General features: G+C 61.9%; 24 protein-coding genes. 12 read left to right on the forward strand and 12 right to left on the reverse strand.

Annotated features, from left to right (window positions below; translation table 11 throughout):
• Positions 1 to 5: 5 nt before the first annotated feature.
• The 4 genes from J2J99_RS02275 to truA all read left to right on the forward strand — a co-directional run bounded on the left by J2J99_RS02275 (position 6) and on the right by truA (position 3,964).
• Entirely contained in the window at positions 6 to 1,502 is a 1,497-nt protein-coding gene (locus J2J99_RS02275; protein WP_168295271.1) for a methyl-accepting chemotaxis protein, read from the forward strand.
• 98 nt (positions 1,503 to 1,600) lie between these two features.
• A complete protein-coding gene (gene def / locus J2J99_RS02280; protein ID WP_168295270.1) occupies positions 1,601 to 2,116 on the forward strand; it encodes a peptide deformylase in 516 nt (171 codons plus the stop codon).
• A gap of 112 nt (positions 2,117 to 2,228) precedes the next feature.
• Entirely contained in the window at positions 2,229 to 3,164 is a 936-nt protein-coding gene (gene fmt / locus J2J99_RS02285) for a methionyl-tRNA formyltransferase (protein WP_168295269.1), read from the forward strand.
• Positions 3,164 to 3,964 carry a tRNA pseudouridine(38-40) synthase TruA gene (truA, locus tag J2J99_RS02290; RefSeq protein WP_168295268.1) on the forward strand — a complete coding sequence of 267 codons (801 nt, stop codon included), beginning with the start codon at positions 3,164 to 3,166 and terminating at the stop codon, positions 3,962 to 3,964. Before fmt ends, truA begins: the two co-directional genes overlap by 1 nt.
• 33 nt (positions 3,965 to 3,997) lie before the next feature.
• On the opposite strand, the gene J2J99_RS02295 is transcribed toward truA, so the two are convergent.
• The 3 genes from J2J99_RS02295 to dapD all read right to left on the reverse strand — a co-directional run bounded on the left by J2J99_RS02295 (position 3,998) and on the right by dapD (position 6,736).
• Positions 3,998 to 4,594: a hypothetical protein gene (locus J2J99_RS02295; protein ID WP_168295267.1), complete on the reverse strand. Its 597-nt coding sequence runs from the start codon at positions 4,592 to 4,594 to the stop codon at positions 3,998 to 4,000.
• Positions 4,581 to 5,774, reverse strand: a complete 1,194-nt coding sequence (gene dapE, locus J2J99_RS02300; RefSeq protein WP_168295266.1) for a succinyl-diaminopimelate desuccinylase — start codon at positions 5,772 to 5,774, stop codon at positions 4,581 to 4,583. Before dapE ends, J2J99_RS02295 begins: the two co-directional genes overlap by 14 nt.
• Positions 5,775 to 5,875: 101 nt before the next feature.
• Positions 5,876 to 6,736, reverse strand: coding sequence for a 2,3,4,5-tetrahydropyridine-2,6-dicarboxylate N-succinyltransferase (dapD, locus tag J2J99_RS02305; protein ID WP_168295265.1), 861 nt, complete (start codon positions 6,734 to 6,736; stop codon positions 5,876 to 5,878).
• A 193-nt stretch (positions 6,737 to 6,929) separates the two neighbouring features.
• Here dapD and J2J99_RS02310 point away from each other — a divergent pair, with 193 nt between their 5' ends.
• Positions 6,930 to 7,790: an LOG family protein gene (locus tag J2J99_RS02310; protein WP_168295264.1), complete on the forward strand. Its 861-nt coding sequence runs from the start codon at positions 6,930 to 6,932 to the stop codon at positions 7,788 to 7,790.
• A 50-nt stretch (positions 7,791 to 7,840) separates the two neighbouring features.
• Here the strand turns inward: J2J99_RS02310 and J2J99_RS02315 are convergent, their stop codons facing one another.
• Both J2J99_RS02315 and J2J99_RS02320 read right to left on the reverse strand, forming a co-directional pair.
• Positions 7,841 to 8,458, reverse strand: coding sequence for a CREC-EF hand family protein (locus tag J2J99_RS02315; RefSeq protein WP_168295263.1), 618 nt, complete (start codon positions 8,456 to 8,458; stop codon positions 7,841 to 7,843).
• A 107-nt stretch (positions 8,459 to 8,565) separates the two neighbouring features.
• Complete coding sequence (locus tag J2J99_RS02320; protein WP_168295262.1) at positions 8,566 to 9,282, reverse strand: pyrimidine 5'-nucleotidase; 717 nt, start codon at positions 9,280 to 9,282, stop codon at positions 8,566 to 8,568.
• 183 nt (positions 9,283 to 9,465) lie between these two features.
• On the opposite strand from J2J99_RS02320, the gene bchE reads away from it, so the two are divergent.
• The 3 genes from bchE to J2J99_RS02335 are packed head-to-tail and all read left to right on the forward strand — an operon-like array spanning position 9,466 to position 12,891.
• Positions 9,466 to 10,995, forward strand: coding sequence for a magnesium-protoporphyrin IX monomethyl ester anaerobic oxidative cyclase (bchE, locus tag J2J99_RS02325; protein WP_168295261.1), 1,530 nt, complete (start codon positions 9,466 to 9,468; stop codon positions 10,993 to 10,995).
• Between the two features lie 55 nt (positions 10,996 to 11,050).
• Positions 11,051 to 12,124: a bifunctional transcriptional activator/DNA repair enzyme AdaA gene (locus J2J99_RS02330; RefSeq protein ID WP_168295260.1), complete on the forward strand. Its 1,074-nt coding sequence runs from the start codon at positions 11,051 to 11,053 to the stop codon at positions 12,122 to 12,124.
• Entirely contained in the window at positions 12,121 to 12,891 is a 771-nt protein-coding gene (locus J2J99_RS02335) for an isocitrate lyase/PEP mutase family protein (RefSeq protein ID WP_168295259.1), read from the forward strand. The genes J2J99_RS02330 and J2J99_RS02335 overlap by 4 nt, the downstream gene beginning before the upstream one ends.
• Before the next feature lie 48 nt (positions 12,892 to 12,939).
• Here J2J99_RS02335 and J2J99_RS02340 read toward each other — a convergent pair whose 3' ends face one another.
• Positions 12,940 to 14,088 (reverse strand): alpha-hydroxy acid oxidase, encoded by a 1,149-nt coding sequence (locus J2J99_RS02340; RefSeq protein WP_168295258.1) that lies wholly within the window; start codon positions 14,086 to 14,088, stop codon positions 12,940 to 12,942.
• Positions 14,089 to 14,377: 289 nt separating this feature from the next.
• A complete protein-coding gene (locus J2J99_RS02345; protein ID WP_168295257.1) occupies positions 14,378 to 15,316 on the reverse strand; it encodes an acyl-CoA desaturase in 939 nt (312 codons plus the stop codon).
• Positions 15,317 to 15,458: 142 nt separating this feature from the next.
• Between J2J99_RS02345 and J2J99_RS02350 the strand changes: the two genes are divergently transcribed.
• Positions 15,459 to 15,824: a metalloregulator ArsR/SmtB family transcription factor gene (locus J2J99_RS02350; RefSeq protein ID WP_168295256.1), complete on the forward strand. Its 366-nt coding sequence runs from the start codon at positions 15,459 to 15,461 to the stop codon at positions 15,822 to 15,824.
• A gap of 197 nt (positions 15,825 to 16,021) precedes the next feature.
• On the opposite strand, the gene argB is transcribed toward J2J99_RS02350, so the two are convergent.
• Positions 16,022 to 16,909, reverse strand: coding sequence for an acetylglutamate kinase (gene argB, locus J2J99_RS02355; protein WP_168295255.1), 888 nt, complete (start codon positions 16,907 to 16,909; stop codon positions 16,022 to 16,024).
• A 138-nt stretch (positions 16,910 to 17,047) separates the two neighbouring features.
• Between argB and J2J99_RS02360 the strand changes: the two genes are divergently transcribed.
• The 3 genes from J2J99_RS02360 (at position 17,048) to J2J99_RS02370 (ending at position 18,984) form a co-directional block, all read left to right on the forward strand.
• Positions 17,048 to 17,587, forward strand: coding sequence for a sigma-70 family RNA polymerase sigma factor (locus J2J99_RS02360; RefSeq protein WP_168295490.1), 540 nt, complete (start codon positions 17,048 to 17,050; stop codon positions 17,585 to 17,587).
• The gene (locus tag J2J99_RS02365) at positions 17,584 to 18,303 is read left to right on the forward strand and encodes an anti-sigma factor (protein WP_168295254.1); all 720 of its coding nucleotides are present in this window, start codon (positions 17,584 to 17,586) and stop codon (positions 18,301 to 18,303) included. Before J2J99_RS02360 ends, J2J99_RS02365 begins: the two co-directional genes overlap by 4 nt.
• Positions 18,304 to 18,429: 126 nt before the next feature.
• A complete protein-coding gene (locus J2J99_RS02370) occupies positions 18,430 to 18,984 on the forward strand; it encodes a fasciclin domain-containing protein (RefSeq protein ID WP_168295253.1) in 555 nt (184 codons plus the stop codon).
• 208 nt (positions 18,985 to 19,192) lie between these two features.
• Here the strand turns inward: J2J99_RS02370 and J2J99_RS02375 are convergent, their stop codons facing one another.
• The 4 genes from J2J99_RS02375 to J2J99_RS02390 form a co-directional block, all read right to left on the reverse strand.
• The gene (locus J2J99_RS02375) at positions 19,193 to 20,269 is read right to left on the reverse strand and encodes a sensor histidine kinase (protein WP_168295488.1); all 1,077 of its coding nucleotides are present in this window, start codon (positions 20,267 to 20,269) and stop codon (positions 19,193 to 19,195) included.
• A 234-nt stretch (positions 20,270 to 20,503) separates the two neighbouring features.
• Positions 20,504 to 20,779 carry a hypothetical protein gene (locus J2J99_RS02380; protein WP_088390282.1) on the reverse strand — a complete coding sequence of 92 codons (276 nt, stop codon included), beginning with the start codon at positions 20,777 to 20,779 and terminating at the stop codon, positions 20,504 to 20,506.
• Between the two features lie 169 nt (positions 20,780 to 20,948).
• On the reverse strand, positions 20,949 to 21,173 hold the full coding sequence (locus J2J99_RS02385; protein WP_168295252.1) for a hypothetical protein: 225 nt from the start codon (positions 21,171 to 21,173) through the stop codon (positions 20,949 to 20,951).
• Between the two features lie 130 nt (positions 21,174 to 21,303).
• Positions 21,304 to 21,513 carry a cold-shock protein gene (locus tag J2J99_RS02390; protein ID WP_168295251.1) on the reverse strand — a complete coding sequence of 70 codons (210 nt, stop codon included), beginning with the start codon at positions 21,511 to 21,513 and terminating at the stop codon, positions 21,304 to 21,306.
• Between the last annotated feature and the right edge of the window lie 93 nt (positions 21,514 to 21,606).

Raw genomic sequence — 21,606 nt, forward strand, 5'->3', positions numbered from 1 at the left:
CACCCATGACATCCCAGCAGACCGACAATGCGCTCAGACAGCGCCTCGATTTCATCGAACTGGACGAGACGGCGCGCAACTCGATGCGGGACCTGCGCCCTGTTATTGCCGAGCTGATCGGCGGCGCTCTCGATAAGTTCTATGCCAAGATCGCCAAGACCCCCGCGGTCTCGAGCTTCTTCACGGACAAGAACCATGTCGGCCATGCCAAGAAGCGGCAGCAGGATCATTGGGCCAATCTTGCAGGCGGTAGCTTCGACCAAAGCTATGTCGATGGCGTGACTGCGGTCGGTCGCACCCATGCCCGCATTGGACTGGAGCCGCGCTGGTATATCGGTGGCTATGCTCTCGTCATGTCCGAACTCGTCAAAGGCATCATGGAGAAGCAGTGGCCTTCGCTCTTCGCGCGCCAGCAGGGCAGGCAGTTGGCCGAGAAGCTGTCTGCCGTCATTAAGGCAGGCATGCTCGACATGGATTATTCCATCTCGGTCTATCTCGAGACGCTGGAAGCCAAACGCCGTGCGTTGGAAGAGGAGCGCGCCAAGACGCAATCCGACCAGGCCATCGCCCTGGAGCAACTGCGCCGCGGCCTGGAAGCACTGTCGAACGGCGATCTCGAAGCCACTCTACCCGCCGATCTGCCGGGTGATTTCAGGCAGATGGCCGAGGATTACAACCGCGCCGTCAGCGCCCTTCGCCAGTCTTTCGCATCCGTACGCGATACGTCGGGCCAGATCATGAGCGGCGCCGACGTCATTTCCAATGCGACCAACGACCTGTCGCTGCGCACCGCCCAGCAGGCGGCCGGCGTCGAAGAGAGCTCGGCGGCCCTGCAGCAGCTTTCCGTCAGCGTCGGCCAGACCGCCGCCAACGCCGAAAAGGCATCCGGCGCCGTGCGTGAGACGCAGCAGAAGGCGAAGAATTCAGGTGAACTCGTCACCAGCGCCGTCTCGGCGATGGCCGGCATCGAAAAATCCTCGACCGAAATTTCCAAGATCATCGGCGTCATCGACGAGATCGCCTTCCAGACCAATCTTCTGGCGCTGAATGCCGGCGTCGAGGCGGCGCGTGCCGGTGATGCCGGCAAGGGTTTTGCCGTCGTCGCCCAGGAAGTTCGCCAGCTCGCCCAGCGCACGGCCGAAGCCGCCAAGGAGATCAAGAACCTGATCTCGCAGAGCTCGATCCAGGTCAATGAGGGTGTGGGCATCGTCTCCAGCACCGGCGAGGCATTGAACGACATGATCAGCCGCATCGATATCATCAACCGCTTCGTCGCCGATATCGCCGCTGCCGCCCGCGATCAGGCAACCGGCGTCAACGAGGTCAGCGTGGCGATCCGCAGCATGGGCGAAATCACCCAGCAGAATTCCGGCATGGTCGAGCGCACCTCGGCAGAAACCCGCCGCCTCAAGGACGAGGTGGAAAGCCTGATCGCGCTGTTGCAGCGTTTCCGCGCTAGGCCGGACGGCCGTTCGGTCGCCGCTGCCCGCCGGGCGGCTTGACGCGAATATGGCAGAATTCCGGGCGGGGATGCAAAAAAGCGTCTTCCCCGCCCGCCGGATAATTCCATAGTGAGAAAAGATGGGTTATGGGAACGCCCATGACCATCAAGCCACTCATCATTCTTCCAGATCCCATTCTCCGCCAGCTGTCCAAGCCGATCGAGCGGGTCGACGCCGACCTGCAGCGCCTTGCCGACGACATGCTGGAAACCATGTATGACGCCCCCGGCATCGGCCTTGCCGCCATCCAGATCGGCGTGCCGCGCCGCATGCTGGTGATCGACGTGTCGCGCGAAGGCGAAGAAAAGCAGCCGCAGGTCTTCATCAATCCGGAGATCGTCAAATCCTCCGACGATCGCTCGGTCTATGAGGAAGGCTGCCTGTCGATTCCCGATTATTATGCCGAGGTTGAGCGTCCGGCGGTGGTCTCGGTCAAATATCTCGACCGCAACGGCAAGGAACAGACGGTGGAAGCCGACGGCCTGCTCGCCACCTGCCTGCAGCACGAGATCGACCATCTGAACGGCGTGCTGTTCATCGATCATATCTCGCGGCTGAAGCGCGAGATGGTGATCAAGAAGTTCACCAAGGCGGCCAAGTCCAAGGCACTCTGAGTGTTGCGTTGAAAATGCACCGGGGAGGCATCATGATATCATTGATGCCATGATGGAGGTTCAAGCTCGTAAACCGGTTTGAAGACGGCTGATCCTCAATTGGCGAGATAGAATGTCTCTTAGCATCATTTTCATGGGAACCCCGGAGTTCTCGGTTCCGACCCTCCGCCTGCTCGTCGACGCCGGCCACAGGATCGTCGCCGTCTATACGCAGCCGCCGCGGCCGGGCGGCCGGCGCGGGCTCGATCTGCAGAAATCGCCGGTGCATCAGGCGGCCGAACTGCTCGGTCTGCCGGTCTTCACGCCGGTCAATTTCAAGGATCCAGAGGAGCGCGAGAAGTTTGCCGCGTTCAAGGCCGATGTCGCCGTCGTCGTCGCCTACGGGCTGCTGCTGCCGGAGGCGGTTTTGAACGGCACCCGCGAGGGCTGCTATAACGGCCATGCCTCGCTGCTGCCGCGCTGGCGGGGTGCCGCGCCGATCCAGCGGGCGATCATGGCCGGCGATGCAAAGACCGGAATGATGGTGATGAAGATGGACAAGGGTCTCGATACCGGCGCCGTCGCGCTGAGCCGCGAAGTCGAGATCGGCCCGAACATGACGGCAGGCGAACTGCACGACCGACTGATGCAGGTCGGCGCCAAGGCGATGGCGGAAGCCATGGTGAAGCTTGAAATGAACGACCTGCCACTGACGCCGCAGCCGGAAGACGGCGTGCTTTATGCCGCCAAGATCGACAAGGCCGAGACGCGCATCGATTTCGCCAGGCAGGCGCTAGAAGTGCACAACCATATCCGCGGTTTGGCGCCGTTTCCGGGCGCCTGGTTCGAGCTTGAGATCGGCGGCAGGCCTGAACGGGTGAAGGTGCTGGGCTCAGAGCTGGCTGAGGGGCAGGGGGCGGCCGGACAGTTGCTGACCGACGATCTCGTCGTGGCCTGCGCCTCTGGCGCTGTGCGGCTGACGCGGCTGCAAAAGGCAGGCGGCAAGCCGCTCGCCGCGGCCGATTTCCTCAGGGGCACGCCGCTGGCGGCGGGCACGAGGCTCTCCTGATGCCGCGCTTCCGCATGACCGTCGAATATGACGGCGGCCCCTATGTCGGCTGGCAGCGGCAGGAGAATGGTCCTTCGGTGCAGGGTGCGATCGAAGCCGCGGTGTTGTCGCTGACCGGCGAGATTGTTTCGATCCGCGGCGCCGGCCGCACCGATTCCGGCGTCCACGCCATGGGACAGGTGATTCATGCCGATCTTTCGAAGGAATGGTCGCCCTACCAGCTGCAGAACGCCCTGAATGCGCATCTGAGGCTTGCCGGCGAGCGCGTCTCCATTCTCGACGTCGAGGCGGTTCCCGAATTCTTCGACGCCCGCTTCTCGGCTTTGCGTCGCCATTATCTCTACCGTATCGTCAGCCGCCGGGCGCCGCTGGCGCTCGAAGCCGGCAAGGCCTGGTGGGTGCCGAAGACTCTCGACCACGAGGTCATGCATGCCGCCGCCCAGCGGCTGGTCGGCCGGCATGATTTCTCTACCTTCCGCTCCGCCCATTGCCAGGCGAACAGCCCGGTGCGCACGCTCGACCGGCTCGACGTGACCCGTAGCGGCGCGCTGATCGAAATCCGTGCCACGGCGCAGAGTTTCCTTCACAACCAGATCCGCTCCTTCGCCGGGACGCTGAAGCTTGCCGGCGAGGGCAAGTGGACGCCCGACGATGTCGAGGCGGCGCTCGAAGCGCGCGAGCGCAAGGCCTGCGGCCCGGTGGCGCCGCCCGACGGGCTCTATTTCCTGCAGGTGGATTATCCCGGAGTGATCACCGATCGCCGTAGGCCCGCCGACGAAAGCGACGACGATCTCTCATGATGTCCAGGCGGGATCTCATGCGACCAGCTTGGGTCAGGCCGGATAGATGCCGAGAAAGTGCTGCAGATATTCCGAAAGGATCATCGACGGCACCAGCAGCACCAGCGTCAGCGCGCCGACCATCAGCGGGTGATCGTGGCAGATCATCCTGAGGATGCGCGCCAGCACGAAGACCTGTGCCAGCATGAAGGCGAGCAGCAGCAGTGAGACGAGGCCGACGGCGCCAGGCAGGAAGAACACCAGTGCCAGCAGCAAGCCGTTGATATAGGAGAGCGGCACACCGAGCCAGTTGACGCTGACGACGACGGGGGCGAAGCGTTCGCCCATGCGGAAGGCAAGCAGCAGCAGCCCGGCAAAGACCAGCGGCACGATCCAGTTGGCGATCTCGACGAGGCCGAGCCTGATAAAGAAGGCGAGGTCGACATCGGCGTCCGGCGGCATCGAGCGCAGGAAGGCCTGTCGCCACCAGAGCCAGGAAATGCCCATCGGCGGCAGGCACCAGACCATCGCCCAGAACGAGCGGTTGACGCCGCGCTCCGACAGATCGAGGAAGCGGAAGCCGCGCGGATCCATCCGGATCAGCAGCCAGAGGCCGGCCAGATAATACTGGACTTCCCTAAGACCCGGCATGGGCGAACCAGCGGTCGATGAAGGTCTCGTAGATCGCCGTCAGCGTCTCCAGATCGGCAACGGCGACACGCTCGTCGACCATGTGCATCGTCTGACCGACGAGGCCGAACTCGACGACCGGGCAATAGTCCTTGATGAAGCGGGCATCCGACGTGCCGCCGGTGGTCGAAAGCGCCGGCGAGCGGCCGGCGACGCTTTCGATGGCCGAAGACAGCGAGGCGATCAAAGCATTGTTGCGCGTCAGGAAGACGTGGCTCGGCCGGTCGGCCCAGACGATATCGTATTTCACGGGCTCCCGGCCCGGACGCAGCTGGTCGTTGCCGGCGGCGGCATCGAGCCGCCGCAAGATTTCCGCGCGCAGCGTGTCGACGGTCCAGCTGTCGTTGAAGCGGATGTTGAAGCTCGCCGATGCCTTTGCCGGAATCACGTTCGTGGCGGGATTGCCGACATCGACCGTCGTCACCTCGAGGTTCGACGGCTGGAAATCGTCGGTGCCGCCGTCGAAGGGCGGATCCATCAGCGCCTGCGTCAGCTGGACGATGCCGCGCACGGGATTGTCGGCAAGGTGCGGATAGGCCGCGTGGCCCTGCACGCCGTGCACCGTGATCCTGCCCGACAGCGAGCCGCGCCGGCCGATCTTGATCATGTCGCCGAGCCTGTCGGGATTTGTGGGTTCGCCGACCAGGCAGGCGTCCCAGCGCTCGCCCCGTTCCGTAGCCCATTGCAGCAGCTTGACGGTGCCGTTGATCGCCGGGCCTTCTTCGTCGCCGGTGATCAGCAGGGAAATCGAGCCGGCCGGCGGGCCGTTCTTCTCGATATGGCGGGCGATGGCGGCGACGAAACAGGCAATGCCGCCCTTCATGTCGACGGCGCCGCGGCCGAAGAGCTCGCCATTTGATACCTCGGCGGCAAAGGGCGGATGCGTCCAGGCGGCTTCGTCGCCGACCGGCACGACATCGGTGTGGCCGGCAAACACCAGATGCGGGCCGTCGCTGCCGAGGCGGGCATAGAGGTTCTCGATATCGGCTGTGCCCTCTTCGCGTGCGATCACCTTGTCGACCGTAAAGCCGAGCGGCGTGAGCATGGCGTCGAGCGCCGTGAGCGCGCCGCCTTCGGCGGGCGTCACGGACGGGCAGCGAATCAAAGCCTGGAGATTGACGACGGGGTCGGTTGCGGTCATGGCGGTCGAACTATCCGGCGGGAATGGCAAAGACATGGCAAGGCGGAGTCGCCTCGCCTAAAAAGACGCCGTCTGTTTACCGGATCAAAGTGCCGGTGTCATCAATCTCTGAGCAGCTCGTTGATGCCGGTCTTGGAGCGGGTCTGTTCGTCGACGCGCTTGACGATGACGGCGCAGTAAAGGTGCGGCGCCGGCAGGCCGTTGGCCATCGTCGCATTGGCCGAGGCCATCGAACCGGCGACGACGACGGAATAGGGCGGCACTTCGCCGTACATGACCTCGCCGGTGGCGCGGTCGACGATCTTGGTCGACTTGCCGATGTAAACACCCATGCCGAGCACGGAGCCTTCGCGGATGATGCAGCCCTCGACCACTTCCGAGCGCGCGCCGATGAAGCAATTGTCCTCGATGATCGTCGGGCCGGCCTGCATCGGCTCCAGCACGCCGCCAATGCCGACGCCGCCGGACAGATGCACATGTTTGCCGATCTGTGCGCAGGAGCCGACCGTCGCCCAGGTATCGACCATCGTGCCTTCGCCGACATAGGCGCCGAGGTTGACGAAAGAGGGCATCAGGATGGCGTTCGGCGCGATATAGGCCGAGCGGCGCACGACGCAGTTGGGAACGGCGCGGAAGCCGGCGGCGCGGAACTGGTTCTCGCCCCAGTTTTCGAATTTCGAGGGAACTTTGTCCCACCAGGTGGAATTGCCCGAGCCGCCCTTGACCACCTCCATGTCGTTGAGGCGGAAGGACAGGAGCACGGCCTTCTTCAGCCACTGATTGACCGTCCAGACGCCGTCGGCACCGCGTTCGGCGACACGCGCCTTGCCTTCATCGAGCAGGTTGAGCGCTGCTTCGACCGCATCGCGGACCTCGCCCTTCGTCGACATGTTCACATTGTCACGATTGTCGAAAGCGGTTTCGATGGTCTTTTCGAGGGATGCAAGGTCGGTGGCGCTCATGGGAATTCCTTAAACTTCGATCTTTATCGTGGAGACGGCGCGGTCTCCGGAACTGCGGTTGGCGGGATTGTGTCCTGCTCTACAGCATGCGCCCGTAGAATGGAATTATTTTTCGGGCAGGATCAATCTGGTTTCAAGGCGTTATAGCGACATATCCGGCACTGAGGCCGGCAGTACTGAAAGGCATTTCGACATGGCGAAGGGACGAAACGGCGGTTCTAGGCGCAAGGACGGCGTATGGGACCCGCTGAAAAGCAGCTCGACCGACAGGCAGCGGGCGCAAGCCGTGCCGAAGACGCCGCAGACGATGTCGCCTGCCTATCGCCTTGCCTATGTCGATGAGGATTTCCTCTGCCGCGAAGAACTGCGGCCGATCCGCCTGCAGCTGGAACTGCTGAAGACCGAGATGATGCTGACGGAACGTGGCATCCGCTCGACCGTCGTCATGTTCGGCGGCGCCCGCATTCCCGCCCCCGGCCAGAGCGCCTGGGCGGCGCGCAACGACATCCAGCGCGTCAATCTGGAGGCGGCGTCCGTCTATTATGACGAGGCGCGCAAATTCGCCCGGCTCTGCTCGAAATATTCGGCGGGCTTCGACTTCCAGGAATATGTCATTGTCACCGGCGGCGGGCCCGGCGTCATGGAGGCGGGCAATCGCGGCGCGGCCGACGAGGGCGCACCTTCGATCGGCCTCAATATCGTGCTGCCGCATGAGCAGGCGCCGAACGCCTATGTGACGCCGGAGCTCAGCTTCAACTTCCACTACTTCGCCATTCGCAAGATGCATTTCATGGTGCGCGCCAAGGCGATCGCGGTCTTTCCCGGTGGCTTCGGAACGCTCGACGAATTCTTCGAATGCCTGACGCTGATCCAGACCGGGCGCATGGAGCGCCTGCCGCTGATCCTGTTCGGCGAGGCCTTCTGGCGAAGCATCATCAATTTCGAGGCATTGGCCGAATTCGGTACGATCGCGCCTGACGACGTCAAGCTGATCAGCTTCGTCGACACGGCCGACGCCGCATGGAAGATCGTCCAGGATTTCTACGAGCACTAACATCTCCCCCCGCCGGAGCGGGGAAAGAGCGGGGCAATGTTCGTCGACCCTTACAGGAGCGGCCGGTCCGGCATGTCGTCGATCGAGATGACGCCGTCCTTGTTGCGGTCCATGCGGGTGAACAGCTTATCGAAGGCGGCGACCGCTTCCTGTTTGGAGATCTGGCCGTTCTCGTCGGTGTCGACCCGGCGCATCATCATCGAGGCGCGCATGAAGTTGCCGCCATGGCGCATCCAGTGATGATCGCCATGACCGCCGCGGGGCGGCTGCCCGGGCTCGTCGTCCGGCATGTCGGGCGCCGCGTTCGCGTCCTGTTCGTCGCCGGCCTCCTGCTTGTGCTGATCTTTCATCGCCTGCAGCTGCGTCTGCCGGTACTGGCGGATTTCGCCGGGCGTCAGCGAGCCGTCATTGTTGGTGTCGATCTCGGCGAAGACCTTGTCGAGGCCGCTGGTCGCCTCCTCCTTGGAGACCTTTGCGTCTTTGTTTGCGTCGAACTCCTTGAGCATGCGGACATAGGTGATTTCGAGGAAGGCGTCGCGGCCCGGACCGTCCATGCCGGCATCATGCGGACGCGGCCCGTTGCCGGGCGCGGCAAAGCTTGTCCCGGCGGCTGCGCCGAGAACGAGGACGGAGGAGAGCGCTGCCAGTATCAGCTTGTTGCGGTACATCGTGTTTCCCTTTCGTAAGGCGTCCCTTGACGAAAGAGGCTATGGCAGCGGGCTGAAAAGACCCAGTTAAACATCGGTAAGCTGGGTGAAACTTTGGTAAGGTGACGTCAATCGCCGGATCTGGTCACCTTGCCGAGAAACGCAACGAGGTCGTCAGTGACGAAATCGATGTGATCCTCCTCGCCGCTGGTCTTTTCCCACCACTCGACGACCGTCTCTTCCAGATTGCGCGGCACGAGCAGGACGGTCTGCATGCCGAGCGCTTTCGGCACCGTCAGATTGCGCGGCAGATCCTCGAACATCGCCGCCTTGCCGGTGTCGACGCGCTTCAGCGCTGTAAACTTGTCATAGGTCGCCTGCGCCGGTTTCGGCACGTAATCGGCGGCGACAATGTCGAAGATGTCGTCGAAATGCTCGAGAATGCCGAGCGCTCCCGCCGTCATCTCCGCATGTTTGACGCTGCCGTTGGTGAAGATGAATTTACGCCCCGGCAGCGCCTTGATCGCCCGCCCGAGTTCCGGCTGCGGCATCAGCGCCGAATAATCGATTGCATGAGCCTTCTCGAGAAAGTCGTTCGGATCGATGCCGTGATGGATCATCAGACCCTGCAGCGTCGTGCCGTGCTCGAGATAATATTGCTTCTGCAGCTTGCGCGCCTCTTCCCGCTCCAACTGTAAGAGCGCGGCGACATAGGCGGTCATGTTCCTGTCGATCTGCGCGAAGAGATTGACATGATGGGGATAGAGCGTGTTGTCGAGGTCGAAAACCCAGTCGGTAACGTGGTCGAAATCGGCTTTTTCGGGGGTGCGGTCGATCTTTGTCATGTGGTCTTATCGCATGGCTGCGGTGGGAAACCAAAGGCTTTTGCAAGTGTCCGGTTTCCGCCGCCTTCTTGAAAATGCCGCCAGATTTTCACAACTTTAAAGAGATTCTGGCTGAATATGGCCATGGATCGCTGGTGACTTCTGCCTGCGTCAGACAGGGGGGACCCGGAAGGGTAAAGTCGCATGAAGATCGTTCTGATCAATCCGCCGCATACCGCGATCGGCAGCCGTATTCCCGATGATCACCTTCCACCGCTCGGCCTTCTCGCGGTCGCAGGCCCGCTGATCGATGACGGTCACGATGTCAGCCTCATCGATGCCGAGTTCGGACCGATGACGATGGTGGAAATCATCGACCGGACCAAGGCAAACGGTCCGGATCTTGTGCTGATCGGCCATTCCGGCTCGACTTCGGCCCACCCCACGGCCCGCGCGATCGCCGAAGCGGTGAAGCGCAGCGATCCCGCGATCCGCATTGTCTATGGTGGGGTGTTCCCCACCTACCATTGGCGGGAGGTGCTGGCCGAGACCGAGGCATTCGACTTTCTCGTCCGCGGCGAGGGCGAGGAAACGATGCGGCGCCTCGCCGATGGCCTGGCCGCCAACCGTCCGCTTGATGCCATTGCCGGCATTGCCTATCGTGACGGCCACGGCAAAATCCGGGCAACCCGTCCAGCGCAGGCGATCGCCGATCTCGACGCCTATCGCATCGGCTGGGAACTGATCGACCATGCCAGCTACAGCTATTGGGGTGGCAAGCGGGCGGTGGTGATGCAGTTCTCCCGCGGCTGTCCGCATCTTTGCAATTATTGCGGCCAGCGCGGCTTCTGGACCCGCTGGCGTCACCGCTCGCCGGAACTGTTTGCCCGCGAGATCGCCAGACTCTATCGCGAGCGGGGTGTCGAACTCATCAATCTCGCTGATGAGAACCCGACCTCGTCGCGCAAGGCCTGGCTGGCGTTCCTGGAAGCGATGATCGCCGAGAATGTGCCGGTGCAGATCGTCGGCTCGACGCGCGCGGATGATATCGTCCGGGACGCCGATATCCTGCATCTCTATCGCAAGGCAGGCGTCGTACGCTGGCTGCTCGGCATGGAAAACACCGATGAGGCAACCCTGGCGCTGATCAAGAAGGGCGGAGCCAAAACAACCGACAGGGAGGCAATCCGGCTCCTGCGCCAGCACGATATCCTCTCGATGGCGACTTGGGTCGTCGGTTTCGAGGAAGAGAAGCTCAGCGACCTCTGGCGAGGCCTCCGGCAATTGCTCTCCTACGATCCCGACCAGATCCAGGCGCTTTACGTCACTCCGCATCGCTGGACGCCCTTCTTCCGCATCGCCCGTGACCGGCAGGTGATCGAGACCGATATCCGTAAATGGGATTACAAGCATCAGGTCTTGAAGATGCGGTACCTCCACCCGTTCGTGCTGATCGCCTGCGTCAAGCTTATCGAGGTTACGGTCCAGGCGCGGCCGAAGGCGCTGATGCGCACTCTCTTCCATCGCGACCGCGAGCAGCGCCATTCCATGCGCTGGTACACGCAGATGGGCCGCCGCGTCTGGTTTCATGAGGTTTTCGAATTTCTTTTCCGCCGCCGCCATCTGAGGAATGGCCCGACGCTCGAGAATTTCTGGGGCGCGCCACAGGATGCCGAGGAGGAGTCGATGCTGCGCCCGCAGCGGCATATCAAGAGCCTCGACGCGGCGGAATAAAATAGACGCCCGATTTTCGGCGGACGCGGCAGGCGCGGGATGCTAGAAAGCGGGCATGCTGTTCGAACGCCCCGACGATGATACGCTTTATGAGGCCCTGGTCGCGCGCAGCGCCGATTATGAGGGCCAGGCCTATGTCTGCGTCAAGACAACAGGCGTCTTCTGCCGGCTGACCTGTCCGGCTCGCAAGCCGAAGCGGGAAAATACCCTGTTCTTCGACACGATCGCCGCCTGCCTGCATTCCGGCTTCCGTCCCTGCCGGCGCTGCAGGCCGCTGGAGCAGCCGGGCCGGGAGCCGATCGTCGACACCTTGCTCGCCCGGCTCGAGGACGAGCCGGAGGTCCGCTGGAGCGAAGACGAGCTCGTTCGCCGCGGCCATGAGCCCTCGACCGTGCGCCGCGCCTTCAAGCGGGCGTTCGGCGTGACCTTCCATGATTTCGTCCGTTATCGCCGGCTCGGCGAGGCGGCCAGGCAGCTCGCCGCCGGCGCGCGCGTCATCGATGCGCAGATCGACGCCGGATACGAATCGCCGAGCGGTTTTCGCGCGGCTTTCCAGCGGCTCGTCGGCAAGGCGCCGGCGCTTTCGCAGAGCCGCGAACTGCTCTTTGCCGATTGGTTCGACACCCCGCTCGGACCGATGATCGCGGTTGCCCACAAGACGCATCTGCATCTTCTCGAATTTCACGATCGCAAGGCGCTGTCGGCCGAGCTCGAAGCGCTGCAGAGACGCGTCCGTTCCTCGGTCGCGATCGGCCGCACCCCGGTCATCGATCAGATCGAGGCGGAGATCCGGGACTATTTCGAGGGCCGGCTCGGCGTCTTCAGGACGCCGCTGGCGCTCGGCGGCACGCCCTTCGAAAAACATGTCTGGGCAAAGCTGATGGAGATACCCGTCGGTGAGACGCGGACCTATGGCGATCTTGCGAGGGAGATGGAACGGCCGGAGGGGGTGCGCGCCGTCGGCCGCGCCAATGGCGCCAACCAGCTGGCCATCATCGTGCCCTGCCATCGTGTCCTCGGCGCGGACGGGTCGCTGACCGGCTACGGCGGCGGCCTCTGGCGCAAGCAATGGCTGCTGCGCCATGAAGAGAAGATAAGCACAGAAGCAAAGACGGAGGAGACAGCATGAACCAGACTGAAAAGGCCCGGGTATTCGGCGCGCTTCACCAGAAGGGCAATCCGGTGGTCCTTTACAATATCTGGGATGCCGGCACCGCGAAGGCGGTGGCGGAAGCCGGCGCTAAGGCGCTCGCGACGGGAAGCTGGTCGGTCGCCGCGGCCCACGGTTTTGCCGACGGCGAGAAGCTGCCGATGTCGGTGCTGGTCGAGACGGCGAAATCCATCACCGATTTCGTCGACCTGCCGCTTTCGGTCGATTTCGAAGGCGCCTATTCGGCGGAGCCCGAGGGTGCGGCGGCCAATGTCGCCAGGCTGGTCGAGGTCGGCGCCGTCGGCATCAATTTTGAAGATCGCGTCGTTGCCGGCGAGGGGCTCTATCCCGTCGAGAGCCAGGCGGCCCGCATCCGCGCCATTCGCGCCATGGCCGACGCCAAGGACGTCCCCTTCTTCATCAACGCCCGCACCGACCTCTTCCTGGCGGAGAGCGATCTTGCCAAACATGCCGGTCTGGTGGACGAGGCGATCGAGCGGGGCAAGGCCTATGCCGCCGCCGGCGGCAACGGCTTCTTCGTGCCCGGCCTGATCGATCCTGGCTTGATCGAAAAGATCTGTGCGGCATCGTCGCTGCCGGTCAATGTCATGATGCGGGCGGGCGCGCCCGATGTGAAAACCCTGGCACGGCTCGGCGTCGGCCGCATCAGCTACGGGCCGGGGCCCTACCGGTCGATGATGGAAAAGCTGAAACAGGAGGCGGCGGCGATTTACGGCCTGCTATGAGATGTTTTCCGGCCGCATCCCCACGAAGGCTGCGGCCCGAAAATGACTTCAGGAACGGAAGCGCAGATTGCGCCGCGTCAGCTGGTCGACGGAGGTGCAACCCATCAGCTTCATGCCGCGTTCGATCTCGGTGCGCATCGTCTCCAGCGCCCTTTCGACACCGGGCCGTCCGGCTGCGGCAAGCGGGAAGAGATAGTAGCGGCCAAGGCCGACGGCCTTCGCCCCCAGCGACAAGGCCTTGAGAACATGCGTGCCCCGCTGCACGCCGCCATCCATCATCACGTCGATCCGGTCGCCGACGGCATCGACGATCTCGGCCAACTGGTCGAAAGCACTGCGCGAACCGTCGAGCTGGCGGCCGCCATGATTGGAAAGCACGATGCCGGTGCAGCCGATCTCGACCGCGCGTTTGGCGTCTTCCACCGACATGATGCCTTTCAGGCAGAATTGCCCGCCCCAGGCCTGCACCATCTCGGCTACATCGTCCCAAGACATGGAGGGGTCGAGCATTTCGGTGAAGTAGCGGCTGATCGACAGCGCGCCGCCGTCCATCTTGACGTGGTTTTCGAGCTGCGGCAGCCGGAAAGCCTCATGCGTCATCCAGCCGATCGCCCAGGAGGGCTTGATCGCAAACTGCACCATGCCGGCGAGATTGAGCTTGAAGGGAATGGCAAAGCCGGTGCGCTTGTCGCGCTCGCGATTGCCGCCGGTGATGCTGTCGACCGTCAGCATCATCGCCTGCACACCGGCGGTCTTTGCCCGCGCCATCATTTCGTGGTTCAGCCCGCGGTCCTTGTGGAAATAGAACTGATAGACCTGTGGCCCGTCGCTGATCTGCCGGGCTTCCTCCAGGCTGATCGTGCCAAGCGAGGAAACGCCGAACATTGTGCCGTATTTCGCCGCTGCCGCGGCGACCGCCCGTTCCCCCTGGTGGTGAAACAGCCGCTGCAGCGCCGTCGGCGAGCAATAGACCGGCATCGCCAGCTTCTGTCCCATGACCGTCACCGACATATCGATGTCGGCCACCCCGCGCAAAACGCTGGGCACCAGATCGCAAGCCTCGAAGGCTGCCGTATTGCGCCGATAGGTCACCTCGTCATCGGCCGCGCCGTCGATATAATCGAAGATCGGTCCGGGAAGCCGTCGTTTGGCCATGCGCCGGAAGTCGTGGAAATTATAGCAGTCTGTAAGGCGCATCTGTTTGCTCGACCCGTTAAGTTTCGGGGCGCAACCTAAAGCACGATTCGAAATCTTGCCAAGTCTAGATCGTGCGATTTGCGACCTGTCGGACGGATATTGCGGCTTGGGTGGTGGGTTTGCAGGCGGACAATGATCTGCGGCGAGGGCGCCTCATGCAGAGGCCGAGCTGTTCTCCCGGCCTGTGCGCCGGCGCGGCAGCCTCCAACCTGCCCGCCCCGCCCTTCGACCGTTCGCGACACCTGAGGGGAGGCTCTCTTGAACGCGGTGCTTTATTCTGTGGTACCGCTCAATGCTGTCCGGCCGGATGAGCCCCAGCAGCGTCTCCGGAGATATCAACACGTCTCAACCCATCCCTCGGTACGATCGTGTGCGGGAGTTTGATCGCCGACGCAAGGCCGAGCCCTGCCAGCAGCCGGATGAAATGCCAACCGAGGTCAAGTTGTCCCGGTTCGATACCGAGCCGAGCCGATTCCGGAAAAGCGTGATGGTTGCCGTGGAAGCTCTCGCCGAAGGTCACCAGCCCGAAACGCGGCAGATTGTAGCCCTGCACCGCGACGTCATCGACGCTCCAGCCTTGATGGCCGTTCCGATGGGCGAAATGACCGACCAGCCAGTGGCCGGTCAGCGACACCGAGATCCGCATGGCAATTCCCCAGACCAGCCACGGCAGCCCACCGAGAGTGAAGAGCAGGAGTCCCAAGGGAATTTGCTGCGCCATCCACGTCGCCTCCAGAAGGCGATAGAAGCGGTCGCGCCGCGCGCGCGCTTCGAGGACGAAACGTGGCGGTTCATCGAGCGCCACGGCGCAATGCATCTGCCAGAAGGCGTCTACGAAGAACGATCGCCGATGGGCATAGAGGTCATGGCAGTCTCGCTGTCGTTGCGCCCAGTCGCGAATATCGTGGGCGTAGATCATGCCGTGCGGGCCTGCCATGCCGACAAGTGTGCCGAGATAGACGAGCAGATACTCGAGCCAGACCGGAGCACAGAAGGAACGGTGAATCAGCAGCCGGTGCATGCCGACCGAATGACCAAGGCAGATCGTGATAGCGGTCGATAGAACGAAGACGCTAACAGCGCTCCAGCTGAAGGTCAGTGGTCCGCCCACCACGGCAACCACGGTCATGGTGGTAATCCAGATCGATTTTGTGGGCATCCAGACCACGCTGCCCTTCACGGAATCACTGCAGTTGTCGATCATGCGTCCGGTGGAAATGCTGCGCATGGCAAAACTCCTCCCATCGGGCGCATTGTCCAGTTGAACAACGCCCGTCAATCAATTAATTAAGCAATTACCTAATTACCTTGCGCCAATGGCAATGATTAAGCAATACATTAATTGCTTAATCATATGCCTGGAGACGGACTTGGAAGACGAGAACTTCGATGACCTTTCAGAAGGCAGCTCGGTCGGCGCCGCCCAGCGGGTGTTCCACGCGCTTTCCAGTGCGTCGCGGCGGAAGATCCTCGCTTACCTCTCGGCATCGGGGCTGACCGCCGGCGAGATCGCCGACCGCTTCAGCATGTCCAAGCCCGCCGTTTCGCAGCATCTTTCCATTCTTGAAACGGCGGGGTTGATCAGACGGGAGAAACAGGGCCAGTTCGTGCACTATTCCCTGATTGAGAACAATCTCGTCAATACGCTCAACGGCTTCGTGCAGGAGGTCTGCCCGGTGGGCCGGCCGATCAAGAAGGAAAGCCAGAGGCGCACCCGCGTGAAGCAGGCGCCTTGAGCGTCGGACAGATCCTACGATGGCCTGGTCGCCAGAGGAGGGACGTTGGGAAGAGGGATTTGGGGGAGACGCTTGTGTCTCCGATGGCAAAGCAAAAGGGGGCGACGATTGAGAGCTTGCTATAGGCTCCGATTTGCGCCCCTGCGCCGGCGTGAGGAAGATGCGCCCCTCGTGGAGCAAAGGGGCGCAGTTCTCGATCAGGGAACGATCAGCGTTCCGATGCCGTGCTCGGTGAAGATCTCGAGCAGGACGGAATGGGCAGTCTTGCCGTTCAGGATGACGACGCCTTGGACGCCGGCCTTGATCGCGTCGATGCAGGTCTCGACCTTGGGGATCATGCCGCCGGAGATCGTGCCGTCGGCGATCAGCGCATGCGCTTCGGCGACGGAAAGCTCCTTGATCAGCTGGCCGTTCTTGTCGAGCACGCCCGGCACGTCGGTCAGGAACAGCAGGCGGGTGGCGTTCAGCGCCCCGGCGATGGCGCCGGCAAAGGTATCGGCATTGATATTGTAGGTCGCCCCGTCGCGGCCGGGCGCCACCGGCGCGATCACCGGGATCATCTCGGAGCGGGCGAGCAGGTCGAGCAGCGTGCGGTCGACCTCGACCACTTCGCCGACGAAACCGAGATCGAGCACCCGCTCGATGTTGGAATCCGGATCCTTGATGGTCTTGCGCGCCTTTTCGGCGAAGACCATGTTGCCGTCCTTGCCGCAAAGGCCGATCGCCCATTCGCCCGTCTGGTTGATCAGCGCCACGATCTCTTTGTTGATCGAGCCGGCAAGCACCATCTCGACGATCTCGACCGTCTTCTGGTCGGTGACGCGCAGCCCGCCTTCGAACTTCGATTCGATGCCCATCTTGTTCAGCATGGCGCCGATCTGCGGCCCGCCGCCGTGAACGACGATCGGATTGACGCCCGATTGCTTCAGGAGCGCGATGTCGCTGGCAAAAGCCTTGCCGAGCTCGGGATTGCCCATGGCGTGGCCGCCATATTTCACGACAATCGTCTTGTTCTCGTAACGCTGCATGAAAGGCAGCGCCTTGGCGAGAAGCCGTGCCTGAAGTTCGCTTTCGGACTCGTTCATAGGAACCCCGCAGAATTGATGGCGGCCTTTTATCGCAAGTTTCTGACAGAGGGAATAATCCAGAGCGCAATTGTTTTTCGTATCTGGCACGGAACCGGAAAACTTCCCCTGCTCAGCCAAGACGATATGAGGAACGGCATGCAAGGCGATGAGATCAAAGAGTTGATCAGCCGCGTCGCACTCGGCGACCGCAGGGCATTCGCAGCTCTTTACAACCAGACAGCGCCGAAACTTTTTTCAATCTGCCTGCGTATCTTGAAGGATCGGGCCGAGGCCGAAGAAGTCCTGCAGGAGGTCTATATCAGCATCTGGCAACGCGCCCGAAGCTTTCAAGCTGCATCGGGCACGTCCTCGGCATGGCTCTCGGCGATAGCCCGCAACCGGTCGATCGATGTACTCAGGGCGCGCAAGCCGATCGCCGACGAATTGGGCAGCGCCGACGACCTCGCCGATTCCGCTCTCGATCCTGAGATGCAGACGGTGACGAAGGATGAAGGAAGGCGGATTGACACCTGCATGGAAGAGTTGGAAGCTGATCGTGCGGTCGCCGTGAAACGGGCTTATGTCGAAGGGCTGAGCTATCAGGAACTGGCGGATCAGTTTGGCGTTCCGCTGAACACGATGCGGACCTGGCTCAGGCGCAGCCTCTTGAAACTGAGAGAGTGCATGGAACGATGACATCGCCCGACAAAAGCAAGGGAGACCGCTCCCGCGACGAAGTTCTCGCCGGCGAGTATGTGCTGGGCGTTCTGTCGCTGCAGGATCGCCGGGTGGTGGAAGAGCGCATGCGCCACGATCGGCCATTCGCTGCGATCGTCAGCCGGTGGGAAACCAATCTCTCCGCCTTCAACGATGAATATGAAGGTGTGGCCCCGAGCCGTGAAACCCTCAAGCAGATCGAGGCGCGGCTGTTCGGCGACGCCGGCAAGCCCGCATCCTTCTCGCAGGGACTGTGGAATTCTGCGGTTTTCTGGCGCTCTCTGGCCTTCGCCTGTATCGTCGTCGCCGTCAGCGCCGTCATCTTCGCCTCCGGCATTGTGCCGCAGCCGCAGGGGCCGGCACCGCTGGTGGCCGAACTTGCGGGCGAAAACAACGCGATCAATCTCCGCGCGTCCTACGAGCTGCAAAGCGGCCGGTTGAAGATCGTGCCGGTCGCTGCCGGCAAGCCGGAGGAGAAATCGCTGGAACTCTGGCTCGTGCCAGGCAGCGGCTTGGCGAAATCGCTCGGCGTCTTCCAGCCCGGCGAAAGCGGCGAACTGATCATTCCCGCCGAACTGCGCAACAATGTCACGGATGGCGCGACCCTTGCCGTCAGCCTCGAACCCTTCGGCGGCTCGCCGACCGGTCAGGCGACCGGCCCGATCGTCGCAAGCGGCACGGTGCACCGGCCATGATCGTGCGCTGGTCGTAAAATCATTTTCTCCTGCTGAAACTCTTCGGCGCGGACCTCCGTAGTTCGACATATCCGGACGACGCTCGGGCATAAAGCCCCGCGGATGGTGTCCGGTGAGGAGAAAATCATGATCAAGTCCCTGTTGCGCGGTTTCGCGCTTGCCACCGCCCTTTCCGCTGCCGCCTTTGCTGCCGCCAAGAACCCGATCGTTGGCGGCGCGGCAATGTTCGACAGCAAGAACATCATCGAAAACGCCATGAATTCCAAGGATCACACGACGCTGGTTGCTGCCGTCAAGGCCGCCGGCCTCGTCGGCACACTCGAGGGCAAGGGCCCCTTCACCGTTTTTGCCCCGACCAACGAAGCCTTCGCCGCCCTGCCGAAAGGCACCGTCGAGACGCTGCTGAAGCCGGAAAACAAGGCGACGCTCACCAAGGTTCTGACCTGCCACGTCGTGGCTGCCGACGCGATGGCCAAGACCGTCGCCAAGATGATCAAGGCTGATGGCGGCGAACACGACATCAAGACCGTCGGCGGCTGCGTGATCAAAGCCCGGGAAAATATGGGCAAGATCACCCTGACTGACGAAAACGGCGATGTCGCGCATGTGACGATCGCCGACGTCAAACAGTCGAACGGCGTCATCCATGTCGTCGACAAGGTGCTGTTGCCGAAGATGTAAGTGTGTGTATCGCAGAGGGCGCGCTCTTCGGGCGCGCCCCAGACCAACTGCGAATCGTGCTCAGCGTCTAAAGCGTGTCGCGATCTTTCAGATTCGTTTGTCACGCTTTAGGTCTTTGTTTTTACGCATGTCTCTAGCGCAAAACCGCCGCACACTTTTGCGAGACATGCTCCAGCGGTTCCCTGAATAGGGCGCGCCGCTGACATGGCTATTGGGGTGCTTCGATCCTTGGGAAAACGAGCGAGACACTCATGCCGGAGGCGGGGGAAGAGCTGACTTCGACCTCGGCGCGGGCGTTCTGTTTCAGGGACTGGATGATCATGGCGCTCAGTTTTCCGGGGTTCGGCCAAGGCACATTCTCAGGAAGACCCACCCCGTTATCGGCGACGGTGATCCTGCATCCGGTGTCGCTGACGACACAGCGCAGTGTGATCTCTCCGCCATCCCGCCCTATGAAGGCATGCTTGAACGTGTTGGTCAGGAGCTCGTTAACGACGAGTCCGGCAGGCATCGCAACGTTCACGGAAACCGGCCAGGTGTCCACCTTCATGTCGAGTCGGATCCCTTCCACCGCGTGGGCGGCCATGACCGAGGCTGCGATCTGGCTCACATAGCTGCCGAGATCGATCATCGCGCCTTTCTCTTCGTCCGACAGTGCGCGGTAGAGCAGAGCCAGGGCTTCGATCCGGCCCGCAAGACGTGCAAACCGCTCGCTCTCCTCGTTCTTTTGAGCATTACGCGCTTCCATTCGGATCAGCGCCGTTATCATCTGCAGATTGTTCTTCACACGATGCTGAAGTTCTCGCAGAAGGACATCCTTCTCGGCCAGCAGCTCGCTGAAGCTCTGGCCACCCGTCAGCTCGTTGCGGGCAGCAAAGGCGACCAGACGAAAAAGCGGGACGTCATCATCGTTGACGATCGTGTTCGACCACACGTCGATAATCACATTGCTTTCGGGTTCTGCCACGAGCGAGAAGGCGCCAATATATTCCTCCGCCGTGGTCACAGCCGCTGTAAGCGTTGTCTCCCCGGAAACTGCAGTGCAATTCACCTCGATGTCGGTCCAGCGTTTTCCCTCCACCTGCCTGGCGGTCAGCGCTGTCAGCCGTTCGAATTCGAGGTTGACGTAAATGAGCTTTTCACTGGCGCCGAGCTCGGAGACAGCCACTGCAAATGGGACGTGATCGAGAAAATGGCGAAACCGATCATCGTCGAGGGCTTCGGCAAGATGGGGCAGGTTGCCGACGCCTTCTGGCGAAAGGGCTTCGTCTTTGCTGTCAGTCATGGATGGTTTCTCGCGGACGCCGCTGCGCTTCAACAGCATGAGATCAAGCGTTGCTTCAAAAACTGCAATGGCGCAAGCACAATCGATGTCGCACGTCTAAACAGCCGCTGTTCAAATGCGGCAACCGTCGGGGATCTCGATGCTCTTCAAAGCTGCCGTGAACGCGGCGGTCGAGGTCACTGGTCGGCAGGCCTCTGTTGGCCGCAAGATCATGCGTCGGCGACGGTCGCGAGCTTACGCCCGGTCATAAGTGAAGGAGGTCAGCAGCGTGGTGACGAAATTGCTGGCCCTTTCTTTGACCAGAACTTCCGTCCACTCATCCGTCCCGCGCAGCCGCAAATCCGTGTAAATACTGTCCACGGCTGCCTCCTCTATGCGCTTGATATGGGACTTGAACGACGCCTCGCCGCCGCCATGATACATGTCTCGGATGACCATGCGCAAAATCTCCTGGATGGCGATCTGCCATGCTGTATTGATCGACTGAAGTTCCTTCGCATCCTCTGCCATTGCGGCGTCCTTTGGTATGAGTGAACTGTCAGCACGGCTCAGCCCGTCCTGTTGCCGCTTTTTGAACGCGCGAATACTTCCTCTTGAAAGTTGCGTCGGACAGGGCGACGCGGTGCGGTTCGTGCGCGAGAACCGGCGCAGCTCGGCATGTAGCGATCTTTGCCGGTGATCAGCAGGCTTTGGCGCGTTTCGCAAGGAGAGCAGACATTGCCGAGGCGCGATCGTCGCGCTGCTTCGCCAACCGTGCTTCCCGCAACCGTAGTGTCTTTGCCTGTTGCGACTGGGCGTAGGATTCCAGCTCTTCCACCGCCTTATTCTTCGCGAAAAACTGGGACTGGATGTTGCCGAAGGCGATCTCCGCCCGCTGGCGGGATTTGCTGTATGTTTCTGTCATTTCTTCTCCAACATTGAAGGGTTCGGCTGCAAGCGAAAACAAAAAGGCCAGGCAAATTGCCCGGCCTTGATTAAATCGGTGCTTCCGGCAGTGCCAGTACATCCGTGGTCAAAGGGAAGCAGATACCGATTTAAGCCTTCTGGAGATTGCAGGCGGACATTTTGCCCGACTTTTGGTCTCGCTCGAGATCGAAGCCGATCTTCTGGCCTTCGACGAGTTCGCGCATTCCGGCACGCTCGACGGCGGAGATATGAACGAAGGCGTCAGCACCGCCATTGTCGGGCTGAATGAAGCCGAAGCCCTTGGTGGAGTTGAACCATTTAACTGTGCCAGTGGTCATGATGAACCCTTTCATAGCAATATTGAGAAACCGCAAGGCGTCAACGCGATGCGGATGGTGGTAACGATTTTTGAAAGGAAGTTCGTTCAGGCC

The organism is Rhizobium binae, from assembly GCF_017357225.1.
GTDB lineage: Bacteria > Pseudomonadota > Alphaproteobacteria > Rhizobiales > Rhizobiaceae > Rhizobium > Rhizobium binae.